The organism is Streptomyces solincola, from assembly GCF_002982015.1.
Taxonomy (GTDB): Bacteria; Actinomycetota; Actinomycetes; order Streptomycetales; family Streptomycetaceae; genus Streptomyces; species Streptomyces solincola.
Map to the genome: position 1 here is coordinate 1 of NZ_PVLV01000017.1, position 20,843 is coordinate 20,843.

Here is a 20,843-nt window from a genome sequence, read left to right on the forward strand (position 1 = left end):
CAACGGGCGGACGGGGTCACGCCGCCGCCGACTTCAACGGGCGGGCGGCGTCGGCGACCAGGGCCGGGTCCAGCGGCGTCGCGGCCTCGATCAGCTTGCGGCCCTGGGCGAGGTCGCGCGGGCGGCCGACCGCCAGCAGCGCCACCAGCGCGCCGCCCCGCAGCCAGGCCACCGACCAGGCCGGCTCCGCCGGGTCGCCCCGCCACACCATGGCGTCGGCGGCCTCGTGGTGCCCGATGTACTGCACGAACCGGCCGAACTGCTCGGACCAGAAGTAGGGCACCGGGTCGTAGGGCGGCGGCTCCTCGGCGCCGGCGACCGCCGCGGCGACCGTGCGCGGCCCCTGGAGGGCGTTGTCCCAGTGGTGCACCATCAGCCGCCGCCCGTAGCGGGCCGACGGGTAGGAGGCGCAGTCGCCGACCGCGTACACGTCCGGCGCGGAGGCGCGCAGCCGGTCGTCGGCGGTGACCGAGCCGTCCGGTCCGAGCGCGATCCCGGAGCCGGCCAGCCAGTCGGTGGCCGGGCGCGCGCCGATGCCGACCACGACCGCGTCCGCCGGGAGCAGCCGCCCGTCGTCGAGGGCGACCTCGCCGGGTTCCACGTGCGCCACCCTGGCCCCGGTGAGCAGGGTCGCGCCGCTCTCCGCGTACCACTCGGCCATCGGCGTGCCGACCTCCGGCGGGAACGCGCCGCCCAGCGGCCGGTCGGCGGCCTCGACCACGGTGACCACACAGCCGGCGCCGCGGGCCGCGGTGGCGAACTCCGCGCCGATCCAGCCCGCGCCGACCACCACCACCTCGTGCTGCTTCTCCAGCACCGGGCGCAGCCGGGCGGCGTCGTCCAGGGTGCGCAGCAGGTGGACGCCGGGGACGCCCTCCGCGCCGGGCAGCGCGAGCGGCCGGGCGCCGGTGGCGAGCACCAGCACGTCGTAGGGCACCGGGCCCTCGGCGGTGTCGAGTTCGCGGGCGTCGGGGCGGACGCCGGTGACCTCCAGGCCGAGCCGCAGCCCGATGCCGAGCGCGGCGAAGTCGATCTCGAAGGCGGAGCCCTCGGCGGTGCCCAGCAGGACCGCCTTGGACAACGGCGGCCGGTCGTACGGCTGGTGCGGCTCCGCACCGATCATCAGCACCTCGCCGGTGAAGCCCAGGTCGCGCAGGGCCACCGCGGTCTGCACGCCCGCCATGCCCGCGCCCGCGATCACCACCCGCCGCCGCTCGGCGTCCATTCGCGCTCCCCTCCGGGCCGCCCGCGCGGCCGCCGTCCGCCTGCTCAACGGGGCAACCATACAAACGGCTCGCCCGCCGTTACGGCCCGCCGGGGCCCGGGGTTAGGCTGGCTGCCGCAGAGGACACGCGGGAGCCCGGATCGCAGCGGGCTGAGAGGGAGGCTGGCGCGGCCTCCGACCGTACGAACCTGATCCGGGTCATGCCGGCGAAGGGAGGGGCGGGAAGCCCATGCACACGGAGACGCACACCACGGCGCGCACCGGCGCGCGGACGCGGCCGCGGGCGGCCGACGTGCTGGTCGTCGGGGGCGGGATCATCGGTCTGGTGACGGCCTGGCGGGCGGCGCAGCGCGGCCTCGCGGTCGCGGTCGCCGACCCGGAGCCGGGCGGTGGCGCGGCGCGGGTCGCGGCCGGGATGCTGGCCGCGGTCACCGAGCTGCACTACGGCGAGGAGCGGCTGCTGGAGCTGAGCCTGGCCTCGGCGCGCCGCTATCCGCAGTTCGTCGCCGAGCTCGAGGAGGCGTCCGGGCGGGAGGTCGGCCACCGCGCCTGCGGGACGCTGGCGGTGGCGCTGGACGCCGACGACCGGGCCGAGCTGCGCGAACTGCACGCCCTGCACCGGCGCACCGGGCTGGACTCGGAGTGGCTGACCGGCCGGGAGTGCCGCCGCCTGGAGCCGATGCTGGCGCCGGGCGTGCGCGGCGGGCTGCGGGTCGGCGACGACCACCAGGTGGACCCGCGCCGGCTCGGCGCGGCCCTGGTCGCCGCCTGCGAGCGGGCCGGGGTGGTCTTCCACCGGTCGCTCGCCGAGCGGTTGACGGTGGTGCGGGACCGGGCGGCCGGCGCGGTCCTCGCGGACGGCACGGCGGTGGCGGCGGGCCAGGTGGTGCTGGCCGCGGGGAGCCTCAGCGGCCGGCTCGGCGGCGTGCCGCCGGAGGTCCTGCCGCCGGTGCGGCCGGTCAAGGGCCAGGTGGTGCGGCTCGCCGTGCCCCCGGCGTACGCCCCCTTCCTCAGCCGCAACCTGCGCGCGGTGGTGCGCGGCTGCCACCTCTACCTGGTGCCCCGGGAGAGCGGCGAGCTGGTCATCGGCGCGACCAGCGAGGAGCAGGGCTGGGACACCACGGTGACCGCCGGCGGGGTGTACGAGCTGCTGCGCGACGCCCACGAGCTGCTGCCGGGCATCACCGAGCTGCCGCTGGTGGAGACCGGCGCGGGGCTGCGGCCCGGCTCCCCGGACAACGCGCCGCTGCTCGGCCCGACCGCGCTGCCGGGGCTGCACACGGCCACCGGGCACTACCGCAACGGCGTGCTGCTGACCCCGGTGACCGGTGAGGTGATGGCCGAGCTGCTGGTCACCGGCGAGCTGCCGGAGCACGCCCGGGCCTTCCTGCCGACCCGGTTCACGGCGGCCGCCGCTCCCGGGGCCCGGGCCGACGCGGCGACCGCCGCCCTTCAGCGCTGACCACTCTCATCTGCTCCCACCACTGGAGGAGTGCCATGGAATCCCCTGCGAACGTCACGATCACCGTCTCCGTCAACGGCGAGGCGCGGCGGCTGACCGGGCCCACCACGCTGGACGCGCTGGTGTCGGCCCTGACCACGGCGCCCTCCGGCGTGGCCGCCGCCGTCAACGAGACCGTCGTGCCGCGCGGCGCGTGGCCCGGGACGCTGCTCGGCGAGGGCGACCGGGTCGAGGTGCTGACCGCGGTGCAGGGAGGTTGAGCGCGATGGCCGACGACCGACTGACCATCGCCGGGACCGTCTTCGACTCCCGGCTCATCATGGGCACCGGCGGCGCCCCCAGCCTGGACGTGCTGGAGCGCGCGCTGACGGCCAGCGGCACCGAGCTGACCACGGTGGCCATGCGCCGGCTGGACCCGACCGTGCAGAGCTCGGTGCTCTCGGTGCTGCGGCGCCTGGGCATCCGGGTGCTGCCGAACACCGCCGGCTGCTTCACGGCCGGCGAGGCGGTGCTCACCGCCCGGCTGGCCCGGGAGGCGCTGGGCACCGACTGGGTCAAGCTGGAGGTGGTCGCCGACGAGCGGACCCTGCTGCCGGACCCGGTGGAGCTGCTGGACGCCGCCGAGACGCTGGTGGACGACGGCTTCACCGTGCTGCCCTACACCAACGACGACCCGGTGCTGGCCCGCAGGCTGGAGGACGTCGGCTGCGCGGCGGTGATGCCGCTGGGCTCCCCCATCGGCTCCGGGCTCGGCATCCGCAACCCGCACAACTTCCAGTTGATCACCGAGCGGGCGGGCGTCCCGGTGATCCTGGACGCGGGCGCGGGCACCGCGTCGGACGCGGCGCTGGCGATGGAGCTGGGCTGCGCGGCGGTGATGCTGGCCTCGGCGGTGACCCGCGCGCAGGAGCCGGTGCTGATGGCGGAGGCGATGCGGCACGCGGTCGAGGCCGGCCGGCTGGCCCACCGGGCGGGCCGCATCCCGCGCCGCCACTTCGCCGAGGCGTCCTCGCCGGTGGCCGGCCGGGCCGACTTCGACCCGGAGCGCCCGGCGTTCTGAGCCCGCCGCCCCGGGCGGCGACAGCGGGAAGGACACGTTCCGGCCACCGGCTGTGACAGCTCCGCCCCCGTGCCGGGGCGGGGCGACCGGGGCGTTCGGGGCCGTCCGCACCTCCTCGTAGACTCGTCCGGGTGGATACGACCCTGCACGACCCGCTCGTCGGCCGACTGCTCGACGGCCGCTACCGAGTCGACGCGCGCATCGCCGTCGGTGGCATGGCCACGGTCTACCGGGCCGTCGACACCCGGCTGGACCGGGTGCTCGCCCTGAAGGTGATGCACCCCTCGCTCGCGACCGACGCCGCCTTCGTGGACCGCTTCATCCGGGAGGCCAAGTCGGTCGCCCGCCTCGCGCACCCGAACGTGGTCGGCGTCTTCGACCAGGGCGCCGACGGCGCGTACGTCTACCTGGCCATGGAGTACGTCGAGGGGTGCACCCTGCGCGACGTGCTGCGCGGGCGGGGGGCGCTGCGGCCGAGGGCGGCGCTGGACATCCTGGAGCCGGTGCTGGCCGCGCTGGGCGCCGCGCACCGGGCCGGGTTCGTGCACCGGGACATGAAGCCGGAGAACGTGCTGATCGGCGACGACGGCCGGGTGAAGGTGGCCGATTTCGGTCTGGTGCGGGCCGTGGGCACCGCCACCAACACCACCGGTTCGCTGCTGGGCACCGTCTCCTACCTCGCGCCGGAGCAGATCGAGCACGGCACCGCGGACACCCGGGCCGACGTGTACGCCTGCGGGGTGGTGCTGTACGAGATGCTGACCGGCGCGAAGCCGCACACCGGCGACACCCCCGGGCAGGTCCTCTACCGGCACCTGCACACCGACGTACCGGCGCCCTCCGAGGCCGTGCCCGGGCTGGCCCCGGAGCTGGACGCCCTGGTGGCGGCCGCGGCCGCCCGGGAGCCGGACCTGCGCCCGTACGACGCGGTGGAGCTGCTGGGCCGCACCCGCGAGGCGCGGGCGGCGCTGACCGAGGAGCAACTGGACCGGGTGCCGCCCGGCTCCCGCGAGGACGGGGCCGGCGGCGCGGCGGGTGCGGAGGACCGGACCAGCGTGATCGCCCGCCCGCTGCCCGGCACGGACGGCACGGACGGCACCGACGGGCAGCAGGACGACGGCGTGCAGCGCACCAGCCGGCTGGCCGCGCCGCCGGTGCCGCCCCGGCCGGCGCGGCCCTCCGCCGGGGCGCGGGCCCGCGGGCTGCTGCCCGCCGGTCCGCGCCGCGGGCTGGCCGCGGCCGTGCTGGCGGCGCTGGTCTTCCTCGGCATCGGCGCGGGCGTCTGGTACGTCAACTCCGGGCAGTTCACCCGGGTGCCGGCCCTCCTGGGGGAGACCCGGGCCGAGGCCGAGCAGCGGCTCTCCGACGCCGGCCTGGACGTCCGGGCGGTCGAGCAGGGCTTCAGCGACTCCTACGACCGGGGCGAGGTGATGGCCGCCGAACCCGCTCCCGGCGAGCGCATCCGCGGCAACGGCAAGGTGACGCTCACCGTGTCCCGCGGCCCGGAGATCGTGCGGGTGCCGAACGTGCGGGGCCTGGCGCTGGAGGCGGCCCGCAAGGAGCTGACCGACGCGGGCCTGGCGCCCGGCGCGGTCAGCCGGAAGTTCAGCCAGGAGGTCGAGCGGGGCGCGGTGATCTCCACCGACCCGGCCCCGGGGACCAAGCGCAAGCCGGACTCCGCGGTCGCCCTGGTGGTCAGCAACGGCGCCCCGGTCAAGGTGCCGGACCTGACGGGCGCGAGCCCCGAGGACGCCCGGAGCACCCTGGAGGACGCCGGGCTGAAGGTGAAGGTCGCCGCGGAGCGCAGGCACTCCGCCGAGGACGCCGGTTCGGTCGCCGCCCAGTCGCCCGCCGCCGGCCACGAGGTCGCCGAGGGCGACACCGTCACCCTGACCCTGTCCAAGGGGCCCAGGATGGTCGACGTGCCGGACGTCACCGGCAGCGACGTCGAGGACGCGACCCGGAAGCTGGAGGCCGCGGGCTTCCAGGTGAAGGTCGAGAAGAGCTTCCCGTTCCTCGGGAACACCGTGGACGACCAGTCCACCGCCGGCGGCGAGCAGGCCCCGGAGGGGTCGGTCATCACCCTCACCACCAAGGGGCTGTGAGAGTGCACCGCGAGCCCAACCCCGTGGGCGGCCACGTCCCGGTGGCCGGCGGCCTGGCCAAGAAGGGCCTGGCCTACGCCCGGGAGATCGGCGCGGAGGCCGTGCAGGTCTTCGTGGCCAATCCGCGCGGGTGGGCCACCCCGGCCGGCGACCCGGCGCAGGACGAGCTGTTCCGCGCCGAGTGCGCGTCCGCGGGCATCCCGGCGTACGTCCACGCCCCGTACCTGATCAACTTCGGCTCGCACACCGAGGCGACCGTGGACTTCTCGGTGGCCTCGCTGCGCCACTCGCTGCGCCGCGCCCGGGAGATCGGGGCGCTCGGCGTGGTGGTGCACACCGGTTCGGCGACCGGCGGGCGCTCCCGCGAGACGGCGCTGGCGCAGGTGCGGGAGCGGATGCTGCCGCTGCTGGAGGAGCTCGACCACGAGGACGATCCGTGCCTGCTGCTGGAGTCGACCGCCGGGCAGGGCTCGTCGCTGTGCTCGCTGGCCGAGGACTTCGGCCCGTACTTCGAGGCGCTGGACCGCCATCCGAAGCTCGGCGTCTGCCTGGACACCTGCCACGTCTTCGCCGCCGGGCACGACCTGGCCGCCGAGGACGGGGTGCGCCGGACCCTGGACGCGCTGGTCGCCGAGGTCGGCGAGGGGCGGCTGAAGCTGGTGCACGCCAATGACTCCAAGGACGTGGCAGGCGCCCGCAAGGACCGCCATGTCAACATCGGCGCCGGGCACATCGGCGCGGAGCCGTTCGCCGCGCTGATGCGCCACCCGGCGGCGGCCGGCGTTCCGCTGGTGATCGAGACGCCCGGCGGCGCCGAGGGCCACGCGGCCGACGTGGCCCGCCTCAAGCGACTGCGCTGAGCCGGGAACGGGTGCGCCGGCCGCCTCGCTCCCAGGCCGGCGCCGACACTCGACGGGAATACCCCACGGGGGTATACGGTTACATGGTCGGCGGCCGCACCCGCCCACGTCCACCGCCCTGGGGGTCACCATGGAGCACCGCCACCAGCACCACGATCACGCCCACGACGACGCCCATGCCGCCAAGGGCCCCGCGAGCTGGTCCACGGCCGCCACCGCCACGCTGCACTGCCTCACCGGCTGCGCGATCGGCGAGGTGCTGGGCATGGTGATCGGCACCGCGCTCGGCTGGGGCAACCTGCCGACCATGGTGCTCGCCATCGTCCTGGCGTTCTTCTTCGGCTACGCGCTCACCCTGCGCGGGGTGCTGAAGGCGGGCCTCGGCTTCCGGGCCGCGGTGCGGGTGGCGCTGGCCGCCGACACCCTGTCCATCGCCGTGATGGAGCTGGTCGACAACGGGGTGCTGGCGCTGTGGCCGGGCGCGATGGACGCGCACCTGGCCGACGGGCTGTTCTGGGGCGCCCTCGCCCTCGCGCTGACGCTGGCCTTCCTGCTCACCACGCCGGTCAACCGCTGGATGATCGGCCGCGGCAAGGGCCACGCGGTGGTGCACCAGTACCACTGAGCGGCCCCGGGCCGGCCGGGGGACGCGCTCAGAGTTCGGGGCCGTCCCCCGGCTCCTCCTGGTAGGAGTAGCGCTGCTCGGACCAGGGGTCGCCGATGTTGTGGTAGCCGCGCTCCTCCCAGAAGCCGCGGCGGTCGGCGGTCATGTACTCCACGCCGCGCACCCATTTGGGGCCCTTCCAGGCGTACAGGTGCGGCACCACCAGGCGGAGCGGGAAGCCGTGCTCGGCGGTGAGCAGCTCGCCGTCCTTGTGGGTGGCGAAGATGCTGGCGTCCGAGGCGAAGTCGGGCAGCCGCAGGTTGGCGCTGTAGCCGTACTCGGCCCAGACCATGACATGGGTGACGCCGGGCGCCGGCGGCGCGAGGTCCAGGACCGTGCGGGCGGGGACGCCGCCCCATTCGGCCCCGGTCATGCTGAACTTCGTCACGCAGTGCAGGTCCGCGTCGACGGTGCCGAACGGCAGACCCGAGAACTCCTCGTGGTTCCAGGTGTGCTTGTCGCCGTCGGCGGTGGCGCCGAAGACCCGGAACTCCCAGCGCTCGGGCCGGAACTTGGGCACCGGACCGTAGTGGGTGACCGGCCAGCCGCGCTGGAGCCGCTGCCCCGGTGGAAGCTCGGACCCCGCCGTCGCCCGGTGTTCCTCGCTTCCTGGCTGGACCATGACTCAATGGTGACAGACGGGGAAGGGTGGTCATGACCAGGTCGGAGGCCGAACGGGGGCAACTCCTACTAAGCCTGCACTTACTGGACGGCCCCGCGCGGCGGTGCGAGTATCGCGGCATCCGCACTGATCACTTCGCGTGGAAGGAGCCCCGGCGATGCAGGGCGACCCGGAGGTCATCGAGTTCCTCAACGAGCAGCTCACCGCCGAGCTGACGGCTATCAACCAGTACTTCCTGCACGCCAAGATGCAGGACCACCTGGGGTGGACGAAGCTCGCCAGGTACACCCGGGCGGAGTCGTTCGACGAGATGCGGCACGCGGAGACGCTGACCGACCGCATCCTCTTCCTGGACGGGCTGCCCAACTACCAGCGGCTGTTCCATGTGCGGGTCGGCCAGACGCTGACCGAGATGTTCCAGGCGGACCGGCAGATCGAGGTCGAGGCCATCGACCGGCTGCGCCGCGGCATCGAGGTCATGCGCGCCAAGGGCGACATCACCTCGGCCAACATCTTCGAGGCGATCCTGGCCGACGAGGAGCACCACATCGACTACCTGGACACCCAGCTCGACCTGGTCGAGAAGCTCGGTGAGGCGCTGTACATCGCGCAGCAGATCGAGCAGGTCCAGCCCGACGGCGACGGCGCCTGAGTCCGCCGGGGGACCCGGGTCAGGCGGCTTCGGGGAGCGGCTGGGCCGCCGCGGTGGCGGCGGCGACGTCCGCGGTCAGCACCGGTCGGCCCCGGTCGGCCAGCTCGCGGCGCGGGCAGGCGCCCCGGCCGAGGATGCCCTGGATGGTGCGCACGCACGAGCCGCAGTCGGTGCCGGCCCTGCTGGCCGCGGCGATCTGGCGGGGCGTGCAGGCGCCGTCCTCGGCGTGCTGCCTGACCTGCTTCTCGGTGACACCGAAGCACGAGCACACGTACACGCGGTCCACCTCCTGCCGGATCTTCTCGGGGTCTGCGGTGCGTCTCCCCGATTGATCGGTGAGGCTAACCTAACCTTACCCACAGCCGAGGTTGCGCAAAAGCCCGGCGGACGCCGATGGGGCGCGGATCACAGATCCGCGCCCCATCGGTCGTATGCGAGGTGTCGCTACTGGTCGCGGTACATCTCCGCGACCAGGAAGGCCAGGTCCAGCGACTGGCTCCGGTTGAGCCGGGGGTCGCAGGCCGTCTCGTAGCGCTGGTGCAGGTCGTCGACGAAGATCTCGTCGCCGCCGCCCACGCACTCGGTGACGTCATCGCCGGTCAGCTCCACGTGGATGCCGCCCGGGTGGGTGCCCAGCTCCTTGTGGACCTCGAAGAAGCCCTTCACCTCGTCCAGCACGTCGTCGAAGCGGCGGGTCTTGTGCCCGGAGGCCGCCTCGAAGGTGTTGCCGTGCATCGGGTCGGAGACCCAGGCGACGGTGGCGCCCGAGGCGGTGACCTTCTCCACCAGCTCGGGGAGCTTGTCGCGGACCTTGTCGGCGCCCATCCGGGCGATGAAGGTCAGCCGGCCGGGCTCGCGCTCCGGGTCCAGCCGGTCCACGTAGGTCAGCGCCTCGTCCACCGTGGTGGTCGGGCCCAGCTTGATGCCGATCGGGTTGCGGATCCTCGACGCGAACTCGATGTGCGCCCCGTCCAACTGGCGGGTGCGCTCACCGATCCACACCATGTGGCCGGAGGTGTCGTAGAGCTGGCCGGTGCGCGAGTCGGTGCGGGTCAGCGCCGTCTCGTAGTCCATCAGCAGCGCCTCGTGGGAGGCGTAGAACTCCACCGTGCGGAACTCGGCCGGGTCGGTGCCGCAGGCCTTCATGAAGTTCAGCGCGTTGTCGATCTCGCGGGCGAGCTGCTCGTAGCGCTGGCCGGAGGGCGACGACTTCACGAAGTCCTGGTTCCAGGCGTGCACCTGGCGCAGGTCGGCGTAGCCGCCGGTGGTGAAGGCGCGGACCAGGTTCAGCGTGGACGCCGACGCCTGGTACATGCGCTTCAGCCGCTGCGGGTCGGGGACCCGGGCCTCCTCGGTGAAGGCGAAGCCGTTGACCGAGTCGCCCCGGTAGGTCGGCAGGGTCACGCCGTCGCGGGTCTCGGTCGGCTTGGAGCGCGGCTTGGAGTACTGGCCGGCGATCCGGCCGACCTTGACCACCGGCACCGAGGCCGCGTAGGTCAGGACGGCGCCCATCTGGAGCAGCGTCTTGAGCTTGTTGCGGATGTGGTCGGCCGAGACCCCGTCGAACGCCTCGGCGCAGTCGCCGCCCTGGAGGAGGAACGCCTCACCCCGGGCGACGGCCCCCAGCCGGGCGCGCAGCAGGTCGCACTCGCCGGCGAAGACGAGCGGCGGATACGACTCGAGGTCCGCGATCACATCGCGCAGAGCCTCGGCATCGGGGTACTCGGGCTGCTGCGCCGCGGGAAGGTCTCGCCAGGTGATGCCACCGGTCGTGGTGGTCTTAGCGTTCACGGTCACCCGACCCACCTTACGGGGTCCGGGGACGCGTCCAGCCGTTCGCTCACCTGATGAGACGAGGATCTTGCGGTAGGGTTCGCCCCATGTTCGCGCCGACGACCCGCTCCTGGTGGTGGACCGCCCATTCGGCGGCCCGCTGACCGGTACGTGCGCGCACAGCGAACGAGAAGACCGCGAAGGCCGCCCGAGGGGCGGCCTTCGGCGTACGCGCCGGGCGGACCGTCCCCGAACGACTCGGAGGACGATCCATGGAAGCCCGCCCGCTGCTCGACCGCCTGCTCGACCCCGCCGCTCCCCCGTTCGCCGTGCTCAGACGGCGTACGCCGGGCCGTGACCACGACACCGTCGAGGTGCTCGTCGGCCCGGTGCACGAGGCCGCCGAACTGGCCGACCTGCCGGTCGGCGACCGCCCCACCCTGGCCCTGGTGCCGTTCCGGCAGCTGGCCGAGCGCGGCTTCGACGTGCGGGACGACGGCACCCCGCTGACCGTGCTGGTCGCCGAGGAGCGCTACGAGCTGCCGCTGGCCGAGGTGATGGCCGAGCTGCCCGCGCACGAGGTGCGCGTCGTGGACGGCCGGTTCGACGTGTCGGACGCTGACTATGAGAAGACCGTGCGCCGGGTGGTGGCGGACGAGATCGGCAGCGGCGAGGGGGCCAACTTCGTCATCCGCCGCAACTACACCGGGCGGATCGACGGCTTCGGCCGGGCCGACGCGCTGGCGCTGCTGCGGAGGCTGCTGGCCGGCGAGCGCGGGGCGTACTGGACCTTCGCCGTGCACACCGGTGAGCGCACCCTGGTCGGCGCGAGCCCCGAGGTCCATGTCCGGATGTCCGGCGGCACGGTGGTGATGAACCCGATCAGCGGCACGTTCCGGCACCCGGCGGGCGAGCCGACGGCCGAGCAGCTGCTGGACTTCCTCGCCGACCGCAAGGAGACCGACGAGCTCTCCATGGTGGTCGACGAGGAGCTGAAGATGATGTGCACCGTCGGCGACATGGGCGGCACCGTCGTCGGGCCGCGGCTGCGCGAGATGGCGCACCTCACCCACACCGAGTACGAGCTGCGCGGCCGCTCCTCGCTGGACGTCCGCGAGGTGCTGCGGGAGACCATGTTCGCGGCCACCGTCACCGGCTCGCCGGTGCAGAACGCCTGCCGGGTGATCGAGCGGTACGAGGAGGGGGGCCGCGGCTACTACGCGGGCGCGCTGGCGCTGCTGTCCACCGAGCCGGGCGGCGCGCAGAGCCTGGACTCGCCCATCCTCATCCGCACGGCGGACATCTCGGCCGCCGGGCAGGTGCGGGTGCCGGTGGGGGCGACCCTGGTGCGCCACTCCGATCCGGCCTCCGAGGTCGCCGAGACCCACGCCAAGGCGGCCGGGGTGCTGGCCGCCCTCGGCGTACGGCCCGGCCGGCCGGACGCCGAGGCCGGGGCGGAGGGTCCGCGACTGGCGGGCGACGCGCGGGTGCGGGCCGCGCTGGACGCCCGGCGGGCGGATCTCGCGCCGTTCTGGCTGCGGATGCAGGAGCGGCCGGCCGACCGGCGCGGGCACGCCCTGGTGGTGGACGGCGAGGACACCTTCACCGCGATGCTGGCGCACCTGCTGCGCTCGGCGGGGCTCGAGGTGAGCATCCGCCGGTTCGACGAGCCGGGGGTGCGGGAGGCCGCGCTGGCGCACGCCGGCCCGGTGGTGCTGGGCCCCGGCCCCGGCGACCCGGGGGACCTGGCCGACACGAAGATGCGGCTGCTGCGCTCGCTGGCCGCCGAGCTGCTGCGCGGCGGGCGGCCTGCCGAGGGCCGGCCGGTGCTCGGGGTGTGCCTGGGCCATGAGCTGATCGCGGCCGAGCTGGGGCTGTCCATCGTGCGCAAGCGGGAGCCGGAGCAGGGTGCGCAGCGGCGGATCGACCTGTTCGGCGCGGAGGAGACGGTCGGCTTCTACAACAGCTTCACCGCCCGCTGCGACGGAGCGGAGGCGGCGGCGCTGGGGCTGCGGGGCGTGGAGGTGAGCCGGGACGCCGGCACCGGCGAGGTGCACGCGCTGCGCGGGCCGGGCTTCGCCGGGGTGCAGTTTCACCCCGAGTCGGTGCTGACCCTGCGCGGGGTGGACGTGGTGCGGGAGCTGGTGGCCGCGCTGGATCCGACCGCGCGCTGAGGCCGCGCCGGTCCCGCCCCCGGCCTCAGGGCCCGGACGGGGGCGGGACCGGCGCGTTCCCGCCGTCGACCCCGGCGCGCCGGTCGGCGCGCCGGGGTCGGGAGGCGGTCAGACGTCGTCGAGGCCGGCCTCGATGGCGTAGCGGACCAGCTCGACCCGGTTGTGCAACTGGAGCTTGCCGAGGGTGTTCTGCACGTGGTTCTGCACGGTGCGGTGCGAGATGACCAGGCGTTCGGCGATCTGCTTGTAGCTCAGGCCCTTGGCGACCAGCCGCAGCACCTCGGTCTCCCGGTCGGTGAGCTGCGGGGCGGCGGACTTCGCGCCGCCCGAGCCGGCGGCCGGGGCGGGCTCGGTGGCCAGGCGGCGGTACTCGCCGAGGACCAGTCCGGCGAGGCCGGGGGTGAACACCGGGTCGCCGGCCGCGGTGCGGCGGACGGCGTCCAGCAGTTCGGCGGTGCTGGCGGACTTCACCAGGTAGCCGGTGGCCCCGGACTTCACCGCCTCCAGCACGTCGGCGTGCTCGCCGCTGGCGGACAGCACCAGCACCTTCGGGCCGGCGCCGGAGCCGACCAGCTCCTTGCAGACCTGCACGCCGGGCTTGGCCGGCAGGTTGAGGTCGAGCACCATGACGTCGGGGCCGGTGGCGCGGGCCCGGCGGACGGCCTGCTCGCCGTCCCCGGCGGTGGCCACCACGTCGAACCCGGCCTCGGCCAGGTCGCGGGCGACCGCGTCCCGCCACATCGGGTGGTCGTCCACCACCATGACCCGGATGCCCTGCTGCTCGCTCGCCTGGTGATTCACGGTGTCGCTCATGGCTGTGCCTTCCCCCGCCGGGCGCCCGCGGCCCGTGGAACCCTCAACTCGACCTCGGTGCCCTGACCGGGGACGGAGACCAGTTCGGCGCTGCCGCCCAGGTCCCGCAGCCGGCCCCGGATGGACAGGGCCACGCCCATGCGGCCCTCGCCCTCGGCCTGGACCAGCCGCCCCTCGGGGATGCCCGGTCCGTCGTCCCGGACGGTGACGACGACCTCGTCCGCCCAGTCCTCGACGAGTATCCACGCCCGGGCGTCCGCTCCGGCGTGCCGGCGCACGTTGTCCAGGGCGGCGCCGACCGCGGCGGCGACCTCCCGGGCGGCCGGCGCGGGCAGCGGCACCGGGGCGCCCGGGTCGGCCAGGGTGACCCGCGCCCCGGCCAGCGGGGCCAGCAGCGCCCGCAGGTCGCCCTCGGCCTCCCCCGGCGGCCGGTCCGGTTCGTCGACCACCCGGACCACCGCGCCCAGGGCGGCGTCCTCGGAGGCGTACGAGGGGCGGGCCAGGCCGCCGGCGACCAGGGTGCGCAGGGCGACCTCCTGCTCCCCGGCCATCCGGCCCAGTTCGGCGGCCTCGCCGCCCAGCGCGGCGCCCCGGCGCTGGACCATGGCCAGCACCTGGAGGACGGAGTCGTGGATGTCCCGGGCCAGCCGCTCGCGCTCGCGGGTGGCGGCCTCGATCTCCAGGGCGCGGGCCAGGGTCCGCTCGGAGGCGCGGGCGACCTCCACCACGTAGCCGATGGCGATGGACGCGATCCACACCAGCAGTACGTGGTGCAGGGTGTCCCGGCTGGGCTGGCCGCGCTCGACGATGTTGGCGGCGGCCACCAGGGTGGAGGCGAACGCGGCCCACCGCCAGCCGCCCTTGATGGCGAAGGCCAGGACGGCGCCGGCGGTCCATATGCTCGGCAGGGTCGGGCCGTCGAAGGTCTGGGCGTGCACGTCGGCGAGCGGGGTGAGCAGGATGCCGGTGAGCGCGACGGCCAGGTCCACGGCGAGGAACGGCCGGGTGCAGCGGGCCGCGCCGGACACCTGCGGCAGGGTGGCCAGCGTCCACACCGAGAGCACCGCGAGGACGGCGACCGCGATCCAGGGCCGCTCGAAGTCCTCCCGGGCGAAGACCGCCAGCAGCACCGCGTACCCGGCGGTCAGCACCCGGTAGGCGGTCAGCGCCCGCCACAGCGGCTGCTCGACCGACATCCGCACGACCCGTTCGCGCTTGGCCACGCCGTCCCCCGCTTCCCCCGTGCGACCCGTGTGTGTCGAGGACCGACCGGTGGTCAGTCCTCCCTGCCGGCGGCCTTCGCCTCGCGGGCGGCCTCCCTGGCGGCTTCCTTCGCCGCCTCCCGGGCGGCCTTCTCGGCGTCCGCGATCTGCCGCTTGGCGGCGGTGGCGTACACGTCGACGTACTCCTGGCCGGACAGCTTCATGATCTCGTACATCACCTCGTCGGTGACCGAGCGCAGGATGAAGCGGTCGCCGTCCATGCCGTGGTAGCGGCTGAAGTCCAGCGGCTTGCCGATCCGGATGCCGGGCCGCATCAGCTTGGGCACGACCTTGCCGGGCGGCTGGATCTTCTCGGTGTCGATCATGGCGACCGGGATGACCGGCGCGCCGGTGGCCAGCGCCACCCGGGCGAGCCCGCCGGGCTTGCCGCGGTAGAGGCGGCCGTCCGGGGAGCGGGTGCCCTCGGGGTAGATGCCGAACAGCTCGCCGCGCTCGACGACCTCGATGCCGCTTCGGATCGCGGCCTCGCCGGCGCCCCGGGCGCCGGAGCGGTCCACCGGGAGCTGGCCGACGCCCTTGAAGAACGCGGCCGTCAGCTTGCCCTTGAGGCCCGGTGAGGTGAAGTACTCGGCCTTGGCGATGAAGGTGACCTTGCGGTCCAGCACGGCCGGCAGGAAGAAGGAGTCCGAGAAGGAGAGGTGGTTGGAGGCGAGGATCGCCGGCCCCTCGGCGGGAATGTTCTCCAGCCCCTCGACCCAGGGCCGGAAGGCGAGCTTCAGCGAGCCTCCGATGGAGAACTTCATTGCGCCGTAGATCAACTCGGGTGCCTCCTGCTGTTGCGTCGATGAGACCTTAACCCGTGCCGCCGCCGGTCCGGCGCGCGCAGGCGCACGGGCGGGCGCGGGTCGGGAGCGCACCGGGCGCGGGGCGGCGGGGTCCGGTGCGGCGGCGGCTCTGGTCGGTGTCACCCCGGTCGCGTACGGTGAGATACGCCCCCGGGCACGTCGTGTCCTGCCCGGGCGTTCCCCTTCATGACGGCGGCCGGGTCCCGGCCGTCCTTCCCGCCCGTGTGACCCGAACCCGAACAGGAGATGCCGGTGCCGGTGCTCCCTGGAGCCGAGCCGTTCCGCCACGAGGGCGGAGAGGTCGGCGTACTGCTCTGCCACGGCTTCACCGGATCGCCGCAGTCGCTGCGCCCGTGGGCCCGGTATCTGGCCGACCGCGGGCTGACCGTGTCGCTGCCGCTGCTGCCGGGGCACGGCACCCGGTGGCAGGACATGCAGCTCACCGGTTGGCAGGACTGGTACGCGGAGGTGGACCGGGAGCTGCGCGCGCTGACCGCCCGGTGCCGGCGGGTGTTCGTGCTCGGGCTGTCGATGGGCGGGGCGCTGGCACTGCGGCTGGCCGCGAGGCACGGCGACGCGGTGGCGGGCGTGGCGGTGGTGAACCCGGCGAACAAGGTGCACGGCGCGGGGGTGCGGGTGCTGCCGGTGGTCCGCCATCTGGTGCCCTCGCAGCCGGGGCTGGTCGGCGACATCGCCAAGGAGGGCGTGGTCGAGCTGGGCTACGACCGGGTGCCGCTGCACGCGGCGTACTCGCTGGTCCGCTTCCTGAGGCTGGTGGACACCGAGCTGCCGCAGGTCACCCAGCCGGTGCTGCTGATGCACAGCGCGGTGGACCACGTGGTGCCGCCGGTGGACTCGGCGCGGGTGCTGGGCCGGATCTCGTCGCTGGACGTGACCGAGGTGGTGCTGGAACAGAGCTACCACGTCGCCACGTTGGACCACGACGCGGAGCGGATCTTCGAGGAGTCTCACGCGTTCATCGGCCGGCTCGCCGCGGGCGCCGGCCCGGCGGGGCCGCCGGCGGCGGCCCGGGGAGGGAGCAGCACCGGTGGCTGAGCAGCACGCGGACAAGCGCGACGAGCAGCCGTTCGACGAGGAGGCGGCGTGGGCCGCGATCGTCGCCGGCTACGGCGAGGAGCCGGCCGACCCCCCGGGTGCGAAGCCGTTCAAGCCGGTGGAGGACCTGGCGCTGCCCGGCGACGAGGTCAACGGCCTGCCCGAGGGCCCGGTCGCGGGCGGGGACGCCGGCCAGGGCGGCGGCAAGGACGCCGGTGAGGACGCCGGCAAGACGGACAAGCCGCTGGGCAGCTCGGTGGTCTTCGCCCCGGGTGTGGGGATGGCCGGCCCGCGGGACTACGAGGTCGCCGCGGCGAAGGACGACGACCTCGACGAGAGCGACGAGGGGCACTTCGTCCCGCCGGAGCCGCCGGAGCTGCCGGAGAGCGATGCGGCCGCCCGGTTCGCCTGGCTGGGCGTGGTCGGCGGGCCGGTGCTGATGCTGCTGGCCGCGGTCCTGGAGTGGGACATGACCTGGTGGCTCACCACGCTGTGCGTGGGCGGGTTCCTGGGCGGCGTGGCGACGCTGGTGGCCCGGATGCGCCCCGGCGGCGACGAGGAGGACGAGGACCCGGGCCGCGGCGCGGTGGTCTGACCGGGCCCCGCGTCCCGCTCAGGCGGCGGGGAGGCGCAGGGCGGCGAGGACGGGCAGGTGGTCGGTGGCCGCGCGCAGGTCGGCGTCGCGGACGCCGGGCAGGCCGCGCGGCACCCCGCAGCCCAGCACCTCCACTCCGCCGGTGGCGAAGACCGCGTCGATGCGCCGGCGCGGGTCGTCCGGCGAGAAGGTCAGCTCGCCGCCCCAGGGGCGGGCGGTGCGGCAGTCGGTCAGCCCGGCCGCCAGTCTGCGGAAGGCCCGGCCGTCGGGCAGGTCGTTGACGTCCCCGGCCAGCACCCCGTGCGGCACGTCCAGCGCGGCCAGCGCCTCCATCGCCCTTCCGGCCTGCTCGTAGCGCTCGTCGGCGCGCAGGCTCAAGTGGACGCAGACCGCGCCGAGCCGGGCCCGGCCGAAGCGGACGACCGCGGTGGCCAGGCCCCGGCGGTGCTCGCCGGGGGTGAGCGGCAGCAGCACGTCCTGGGTGCGCTCCACGGTGGCGCGCAGCGAGCACAGCAGCAGCGGTCCGGCGGCGGTGGCCCCGCCGGTCAGCACGGCCAGCTCGCTCTTGGCGGCGAGCCGGGCGGCGTGCTTGCGCCAGCGGAAGAAGCGGGGCGCCTCCTGGACGAACACCAGGTCGGGGGCGCAGGCGCGGATGACCCGGGCGAGCGCGTCCTCATCGTCGCGCAGCGAGCGGACGTTGTAGCTGAGCACCCGGACGACGGCCGAACCGTCGGGCTCGGTGCGGGAGTTGGGCAGGTCGGGCAGCTCGGTGATCGGCATGGGGGCACGNNGGGCACGCGGTGCGGAGCCCTTCGCCGTACGAGGGCGGGGGTGCGGTCAGCCCTGGCGGGCCAGGTCGGCCGCGCCGACCAGTCCGGCCTTGCCGCCGAGCTGGGCGGCGAGGACCTGGGCGTGCGGACGCCACTGGCCGCCGATCAGCCAGCGGCGGAAGGACTTGCGGATCGGTCCCAGGACCAGCTCGCCCTCGTCGGAGACGCCGCCGCCGACGATGAACGCCGAGGGGTCGAAGAGCGAGGCCAGGTCGGCGAGGCCGGCGCCGGCCCAGCGGGCCAGCTCGCGGAAGGAGTCGACCGCCACCGGGCAGCCCTGCCGGGCGGCCTCGGAGACGTGCTTGCCCTCGATGCCGTCCGGGGTGCCGTCGCCGAGCCCGAGGAGGATGGCGGCGTTCTCGGGGGTGGCGTTGGCGCGCTGCCTGGCGTACCGCACGAGGGCGCGGCCGGAGGCGTACTGCTCCCAGCAGCCCTGGCTGCCGCAGCCGCACAGCAGGCCGTCGGGGACGACCCGGATGTGGCCGAACTCGGCGGCCACGCCGAAACGGCCCCGGCGCAGCTTGTTGCCGATGATGATGCCGCCGCCGAGGCCGGTGCCGAGGGTGATGCAGATGACGTCGTCGTGGCCCTTGCCCGCGCCGAAGCGGTACTCGCCCCAGGCGGCGGCGTTGGCGTCGTTCTCGACCACGACCGGCAGCCCGACGCGCTGCTCGACCTTGTCCTTCAGCGGCTCGTGCCGCCAGTGGATGTTGGGCGCGAAGAGCACGGTGGCGCGCTTGTCGTCGACGTATCCGGCCGCGCCGATGCCGACGGCCTCGACCTCGTGCCCCTTGCCGGCCTCGGAGACGGCGGCGCAGATCGCGTCGACGATGCCGTCCGCGGTCTGCGGGGTGGGCACCCGGTGGATGTCGAGGATGCTGCCCTCCTCGTCGACCACTCCGGCCGCGATCTTGGTGCCGCCGATGTCGACGCCGATGGTGAGTCCCATGTGTCCCTCAGTTTTCGGTCGAGCCCCGCTACGGCCCACCGTACCCGAGGGCTGGTGCCGCCCCGTCAGTCCAGGTCGGTCCGGTCAGTCGAGGTCGATCCGCTCGCCCGGCTCGGGGCCCTCGTCGTCGCGGCGGACCGGCCCGGGGCCGTCCTCGCCGCGGCGGACCGGGCCGGGGCCCTGGTCGCCGGGACGGGACGGGCCGGGGTCGTCGGCGCCCGGCCGTCCGCCGCTCCCCGGCGACCCGGAGGGGCCGGCGGTCCAGCGGCCCTCCTGGCCCTGGACGGCGGAGCGGTAGGCGGCCAGCAGCTCGGTGCCGGCGGCGGCGAGGTGGTCGAAGACCCGCGGGTTGCGCTCGACGACCGGCTCGACGGCGGAGCGGGCCTGGTCGACGAACTGCCGGACCGCGCTCTGCGCGGCCGCGCCGAGCAGCGGGGTGCGCAGCGAGGCGACCTTGTCGGCGACCGCGTCGACGAGCTTGCGCAGCTCCTCGGCGGCGGCGCCGGGCGGCGGGGCGCCGGCGCCCCGGCGGCGGGCCTGCTCGGCGGCGAGGTCCTCGGCGCAGGCGTCGGCCCAGGCGTCGGCGTCGGGACGCTGGGTGGCATCGCTCATGGCGTACTCCTGCGGCGTGCTCCTGCGGTGTGGCGTGGCACTCTCGCGGTGCTCACATGGCACTCACGACGGTACCGCGAACCGGGCCGGGCCGGGCCGCCCGTACGCGGGAACCGGCCGCCCCGGTCGGCTCACCGCTCGCGCGGCCAGGCCGCCGGGTCGGGGGTGAAGCGGAGGCGCAGGACGCCGTCGGCGAGGCCGGCGCCGGCCACCGTGCAGCGGCGCAGCACCGCGGGCAGGGGCACGATCCGGCGGAACGGGCCGACGCTGAGGACGAGTTCGCCGCCGCGCCGGACGAGTCCGAGGTCGGTCTTGGCGGCGCCGGGCAGCGGGATGCGCCAGACCAGGACGCCGTCGTCGGCCCGGTGGTCCTCGATGGTCCACTCCTCGGCGGGCGCGGCCGGCGCCGGGTCGGGCGGCGGCGCGGGCAGGGTCGCGGGGTCGTCGGCGGCCCCGGGGTGCGCCAGCTCGTGCGGCGGTGGGCCGTCCAGGACGCCGGCCACGTCCTTGAGGGCGGCCTGCTGCCCGGCGGCGAGCGCGGCCAGCCAGGGGTCGGGCGAGGCGGTGGGCAGCAGCTTCACGGCCACGGCGGTGTCCAGCGCGAGCTGGTGCAGGGCGAGCCCGGTGCGGGCGCCGCGCAGGGCGCGCACGGTGTCCGGGCTCGGCTCGGCGACCAGTCGGACGCTGGTGTCCGGGGCGGCGAGCAGCTCCTCGGCGGCGGCCAGGTCGGCGTCGCGCCGGGCGGCCGTCTCGTACAGCCAGGCGGCGGGCAGCGGGACGCCGGCCAGCTTGCCCAGCACCGGGCGCAGCGCGCGGGCGGCCTGCCGTTCGGCGGGCAGCAGTCTGCGCAGGTAGCGGCGGAGTTGCGCGGGCAGGGCGAGCAGGGCGACGGCGTCGGGCAGCGGCGGCAGGTCGACCACCAGCAGCTCGGGGGCGTCCTCGGCGCGGGCGAGGCCGGCGAGCGCGGCCAGCAGGGCGAAGGCGGGGGCGCCGGGCAGCTCGGTCAGCTCCTCGGCGGCCAGCGGCGCGGCGCCGAACAGGTCGAGCGCGGGTGCGCAGCGGCGCTGGAGGTCGAGGAACTCGGTGCGGAAGTGGGCGGCCGGGTCCAGCAGCCGTACGGTCGGCCGGGCCGCCGGGCCGTCCCCGGGCCCCGGGGCGGCGGCGTCCGCGAGGGCGGCGGCGGTCTCGCGGTCGGGGGTGAGCAGCAGGGTGCGGCGGCCGTCGCGGGCGGCGCGCAGGGCGGTGGCGGCGGCGACGGCGGGGTGCCCGGAGCCGCCGGGGCCGGTCACCAGCAGGGTGCGCATGGGGAGGGGTCCGGCCCGG

22 protein-coding genes and 1 riboswitch are annotated in these 20,843 nt (G+C 75.3%); of the genes, 11 read left to right on the forward strand and 11 right to left on the reverse strand.

The window, feature by feature from the left end; all coding sequences use genetic code 11:
- Positions 1 to 16 precede the first annotated feature (16 nt).
- Entirely contained in the window at positions 17 to 1,225 is a 1,209-nt protein-coding gene (locus C6N75_RS01285) for an NAD(P)/FAD-dependent oxidoreductase (protein ID WP_105866965.1), read from the reverse strand.
- A gap of 117 nt (positions 1,226 to 1,342) precedes the next feature.
- Positions 1,343 to 1,457, forward strand: a riboswitch (TPP riboswitch).
- On the opposite strand from C6N75_RS01285, the gene thiO reads away from it, so the two are divergent.
- From thiO to C6N75_RS01315, 6 genes are all read left to right on the forward strand, one after another.
- Positions 1,455 to 2,687 (forward strand): glycine oxidase ThiO, encoded by a 1,233-nt coding sequence (gene thiO / locus C6N75_RS01290; RefSeq protein WP_105866966.1) that lies wholly within the window; start codon positions 1,455 to 1,457, stop codon positions 2,685 to 2,687. It overlaps the preceding riboswitch by 3 nt.
- Positions 2,688 to 2,722: 35 nt before the next feature.
- Entirely contained in the window at positions 2,723 to 2,947 is a 225-nt protein-coding gene (gene thiS / locus C6N75_RS01295) for a sulfur carrier protein ThiS (protein ID WP_105866967.1), read from the forward strand.
- A gap of 5 nt (positions 2,948 to 2,952) precedes the next feature.
- Complete coding sequence (locus C6N75_RS01300) at positions 2,953 to 3,747, forward strand: thiazole synthase (protein ID WP_105866968.1); 795 nt, start codon at positions 2,953 to 2,955, stop codon at positions 3,745 to 3,747.
- A 131-nt stretch (positions 3,748 to 3,878) separates the two neighbouring features.
- Complete coding sequence (gene pknB, locus C6N75_RS01305; protein ID WP_181160278.1) at positions 3,879 to 5,852, forward strand: Stk1 family PASTA domain-containing Ser/Thr kinase; 1,974 nt, start codon at positions 3,879 to 3,881, stop codon at positions 5,850 to 5,852.
- Between the two features lie 2 nt (positions 5,853 to 5,854).
- Positions 5,855 to 6,712 (forward strand): deoxyribonuclease IV, encoded by an 858-nt coding sequence (locus C6N75_RS01310; protein WP_105866969.1) that lies wholly within the window; start codon positions 5,855 to 5,857, stop codon positions 6,710 to 6,712.
- 130 nt (positions 6,713 to 6,842) lie between these two features.
- Positions 6,843 to 7,337, forward strand: coding sequence for a DUF4396 domain-containing protein (locus C6N75_RS01315; RefSeq protein ID WP_105866970.1), 495 nt, complete (start codon positions 6,843 to 6,845; stop codon positions 7,335 to 7,337).
- 28 nt (positions 7,338 to 7,365) lie between these two features.
- On the opposite strand, the gene C6N75_RS01320 is transcribed toward C6N75_RS01315, so the two are convergent.
- Positions 7,366 to 7,998, reverse strand: a complete 633-nt coding sequence (locus tag C6N75_RS01320; protein ID WP_105866971.1) for a sulfite oxidase-like oxidoreductase — start codon at positions 7,996 to 7,998, stop codon at positions 7,366 to 7,368.
- A gap of 157 nt (positions 7,999 to 8,155) precedes the next feature.
- Between C6N75_RS01320 and bfr the strand changes: the two genes are divergently transcribed.
- A complete protein-coding gene (gene bfr / locus C6N75_RS01325) occupies positions 8,156 to 8,650 on the forward strand; it encodes a bacterioferritin (RefSeq protein WP_105866972.1) in 495 nt (164 codons plus the stop codon).
- A 19-nt stretch (positions 8,651 to 8,669) separates the two neighbouring features.
- On the opposite strand, the gene C6N75_RS01330 is transcribed toward bfr, so the two are convergent.
- Both C6N75_RS01330 and C6N75_RS01335 read right to left on the reverse strand, forming a co-directional pair.
- Entirely contained in the window at positions 8,670 to 8,936 is a 267-nt protein-coding gene (locus C6N75_RS01330; RefSeq protein WP_105866973.1) for a (2Fe-2S)-binding protein, read from the reverse strand.
- A gap of 158 nt (positions 8,937 to 9,094) precedes the next feature.
- A complete protein-coding gene (locus C6N75_RS01335; RefSeq protein ID WP_181160279.1) occupies positions 9,095 to 10,441 on the reverse strand; it encodes a class II 3-deoxy-7-phosphoheptulonate synthase in 1,347 nt (448 codons plus the stop codon).
- An 89-nt stretch (positions 10,442 to 10,530) separates the two neighbouring features.
- Between C6N75_RS01335 and C6N75_RS32170 the strand changes: the two genes are divergently transcribed.
- Both C6N75_RS32170 and C6N75_RS01345 read left to right on the forward strand, forming a co-directional pair.
- Positions 10,531 to 10,587 (forward strand): trp operon leader peptide, encoded by a 57-nt coding sequence (locus C6N75_RS32170; protein ID WP_374684217.1) that lies wholly within the window; start codon positions 10,531 to 10,533, stop codon positions 10,585 to 10,587.
- 108 nt (positions 10,588 to 10,695) lie between these two features.
- The gene (locus C6N75_RS01345; RefSeq protein WP_105866976.1) at positions 10,696 to 12,597 is read left to right on the forward strand and encodes an anthranilate synthase family protein; all 1,902 of its coding nucleotides are present in this window, start codon (positions 10,696 to 10,698) and stop codon (positions 12,595 to 12,597) included.
- Between the two features lie 108 nt (positions 12,598 to 12,705).
- On the opposite strand, the gene C6N75_RS01350 is transcribed toward C6N75_RS01345, so the two are convergent.
- Genes C6N75_RS01350 through C6N75_RS01360 form a run of 3 tightly spaced genes read right to left on the reverse strand, consistent with a single transcriptional unit; the run spans position 12,706 to position 15,436 of the window.
- Positions 12,706 to 13,410 (reverse strand): response regulator, encoded by a 705-nt coding sequence (locus C6N75_RS01350; protein WP_105866977.1) that lies wholly within the window; start codon positions 13,408 to 13,410, stop codon positions 12,706 to 12,708.
- Positions 13,407 to 14,633: a MacS family sensor histidine kinase gene (macS, locus tag C6N75_RS01355; RefSeq protein ID WP_105866978.1), complete on the reverse strand. Its 1,227-nt coding sequence runs from the start codon at positions 14,631 to 14,633 to the stop codon at positions 13,407 to 13,409. The genes C6N75_RS01350 and macS overlap by 4 nt, the downstream gene beginning before the upstream one ends.
- 53 nt (positions 14,634 to 14,686) lie before the next feature.
- Positions 14,687 to 15,436 (reverse strand): lysophospholipid acyltransferase family protein, encoded by a 750-nt coding sequence (locus tag C6N75_RS01360; RefSeq protein WP_105866979.1) that lies wholly within the window; start codon positions 15,434 to 15,436, stop codon positions 14,687 to 14,689.
- A 294-nt stretch (positions 15,437 to 15,730) separates the two neighbouring features.
- Here C6N75_RS01360 and C6N75_RS01365 point away from each other — a divergent pair, with 294 nt between their 5' ends.
- A complete protein-coding gene (locus tag C6N75_RS01365) occupies positions 15,731 to 16,534 on the forward strand; it encodes an alpha/beta hydrolase (protein ID WP_105866992.1) in 804 nt (267 codons plus the stop codon).
- Positions 16,527 to 17,129, forward strand: coding sequence for a hypothetical protein (locus tag C6N75_RS01370; RefSeq protein ID WP_105866980.1), 603 nt, complete (start codon positions 16,527 to 16,529; stop codon positions 17,127 to 17,129). The genes C6N75_RS01365 and C6N75_RS01370 overlap by 8 nt, the downstream gene beginning before the upstream one ends.
- 18 nt (positions 17,130 to 17,147) lie before the next feature.
- Here C6N75_RS01370 and C6N75_RS01375 read toward each other — a convergent pair whose 3' ends face one another.
- From C6N75_RS01375 to C6N75_RS01390, 4 genes are all read right to left on the reverse strand, one after another.
- The gene (locus C6N75_RS01375) at positions 17,148 to 17,909 is read right to left on the reverse strand and encodes an endonuclease/exonuclease/phosphatase family protein (protein WP_105866981.1); all 762 of its coding nucleotides are present in this window, start codon (positions 17,907 to 17,909) and stop codon (positions 17,148 to 17,150) included.
- A 57-nt stretch (positions 17,910 to 17,966) separates the two neighbouring features.
- Positions 17,967 to 18,908: an ROK family glucokinase gene (locus tag C6N75_RS01380; protein ID WP_105866982.1), complete on the reverse strand. Its 942-nt coding sequence runs from the start codon at positions 18,906 to 18,908 to the stop codon at positions 17,967 to 17,969.
- A gap of 84 nt (positions 18,909 to 18,992) precedes the next feature.
- Positions 18,993 to 19,520, reverse strand: a complete 528-nt coding sequence (locus C6N75_RS01385) for a DUF5304 family protein (RefSeq protein WP_105866983.1) — start codon at positions 19,518 to 19,520, stop codon at positions 18,993 to 18,995.
- Positions 19,521 to 19,651: 131 nt separating this feature from the next.
- Positions 19,652 to 20,824, reverse strand: coding sequence for an ArsA family ATPase (locus tag C6N75_RS01390; protein WP_105866984.1), 1,173 nt, complete (start codon positions 20,822 to 20,824; stop codon positions 19,652 to 19,654).
- Positions 20,825 to 20,843: the final 19 nt, after the last annotated feature.

Bases quoted from the DNA above. Each gene is read 5' to 3' on its own strand.
- thiO (WP_105866966.1), top strand. From the start codon at position 1,455: ATGCACACGGAGACGCACACCACGGCGCGCACCGGCGCGCGGACGCGG.
- C6N75_RS01380 (WP_105866982.1), bottom strand. From the start codon at position 18,908: ATGGGACTCACCATCGGCGTCGACATCGGCGGCACCAAGATCGCGGCC.
- C6N75_RS01315 (WP_105866970.1), top strand. From the start codon at position 6,843: ATGGAGCACCGCCACCAGCACCACGATCACGCCCACGACGACGCCCAT.
- C6N75_RS01345 (WP_105866976.1), top strand. From the start codon at position 10,696: ATGGAAGCCCGCCCGCTGCTCGACCGCCTGCTCGACCCCGCCGCTCCC.
- C6N75_RS01320 (WP_105866971.1), bottom strand. From the start codon at position 7,998: ATGGTCCAGCCAGGAAGCGAGGAACACCGGGCGACGGCGGGGTCCGAG.
- C6N75_RS01385 (WP_105866983.1), bottom strand. From the start codon at position 19,520: ATGAGCGATGCCACCCAGCGTCCCGACGCCGACGCCTGGGCCGACGCC.
- C6N75_RS01300 (WP_105866968.1), top strand. From the start codon at position 2,953: ATGGCCGACGACCGACTGACCATCGCCGGGACCGTCTTCGACTCCCGG.
- bfr (WP_105866972.1), top strand. From the start codon at position 8,156: ATGCAGGGCGACCCGGAGGTCATCGAGTTCCTCAACGAGCAGCTCACC.
- C6N75_RS01375 (WP_105866981.1), bottom strand. From the start codon at position 17,909: ATGCCGATCACCGAGCTGCCCGACCTGCCCAACTCCCGCACCGAGCCC.
- C6N75_RS01350 (WP_105866977.1), bottom strand. From the start codon at position 13,410: ATGAGCGACACCGTGAATCACCAGGCGAGCGAGCAGCAGGGCATCCGG.
- C6N75_RS01390 (WP_105866984.1), bottom strand. From the start codon at position 20,824: ATGCGCACCCTGCTGGTGACCGGCCCCGGCGGCTCCGGGCACCCCGCC.
- C6N75_RS01360 (WP_105866979.1), bottom strand. From the start codon at position 15,436: ATGAAGTTCTCCATCGGAGGCTCGCTGAAGCTCGCCTTCCGGCCCTGG.
- thiS (WP_105866967.1), top strand. From the start codon at position 2,723: ATGGAATCCCCTGCGAACGTCACGATCACCGTCTCCGTCAACGGCGAG.
- C6N75_RS01285 (WP_105866965.1), bottom strand. From the start codon at position 1,225: ATGGACGCCGAGCGGCGGCGGGTGGTGATCGCGGGCGCGGGCATGGCG.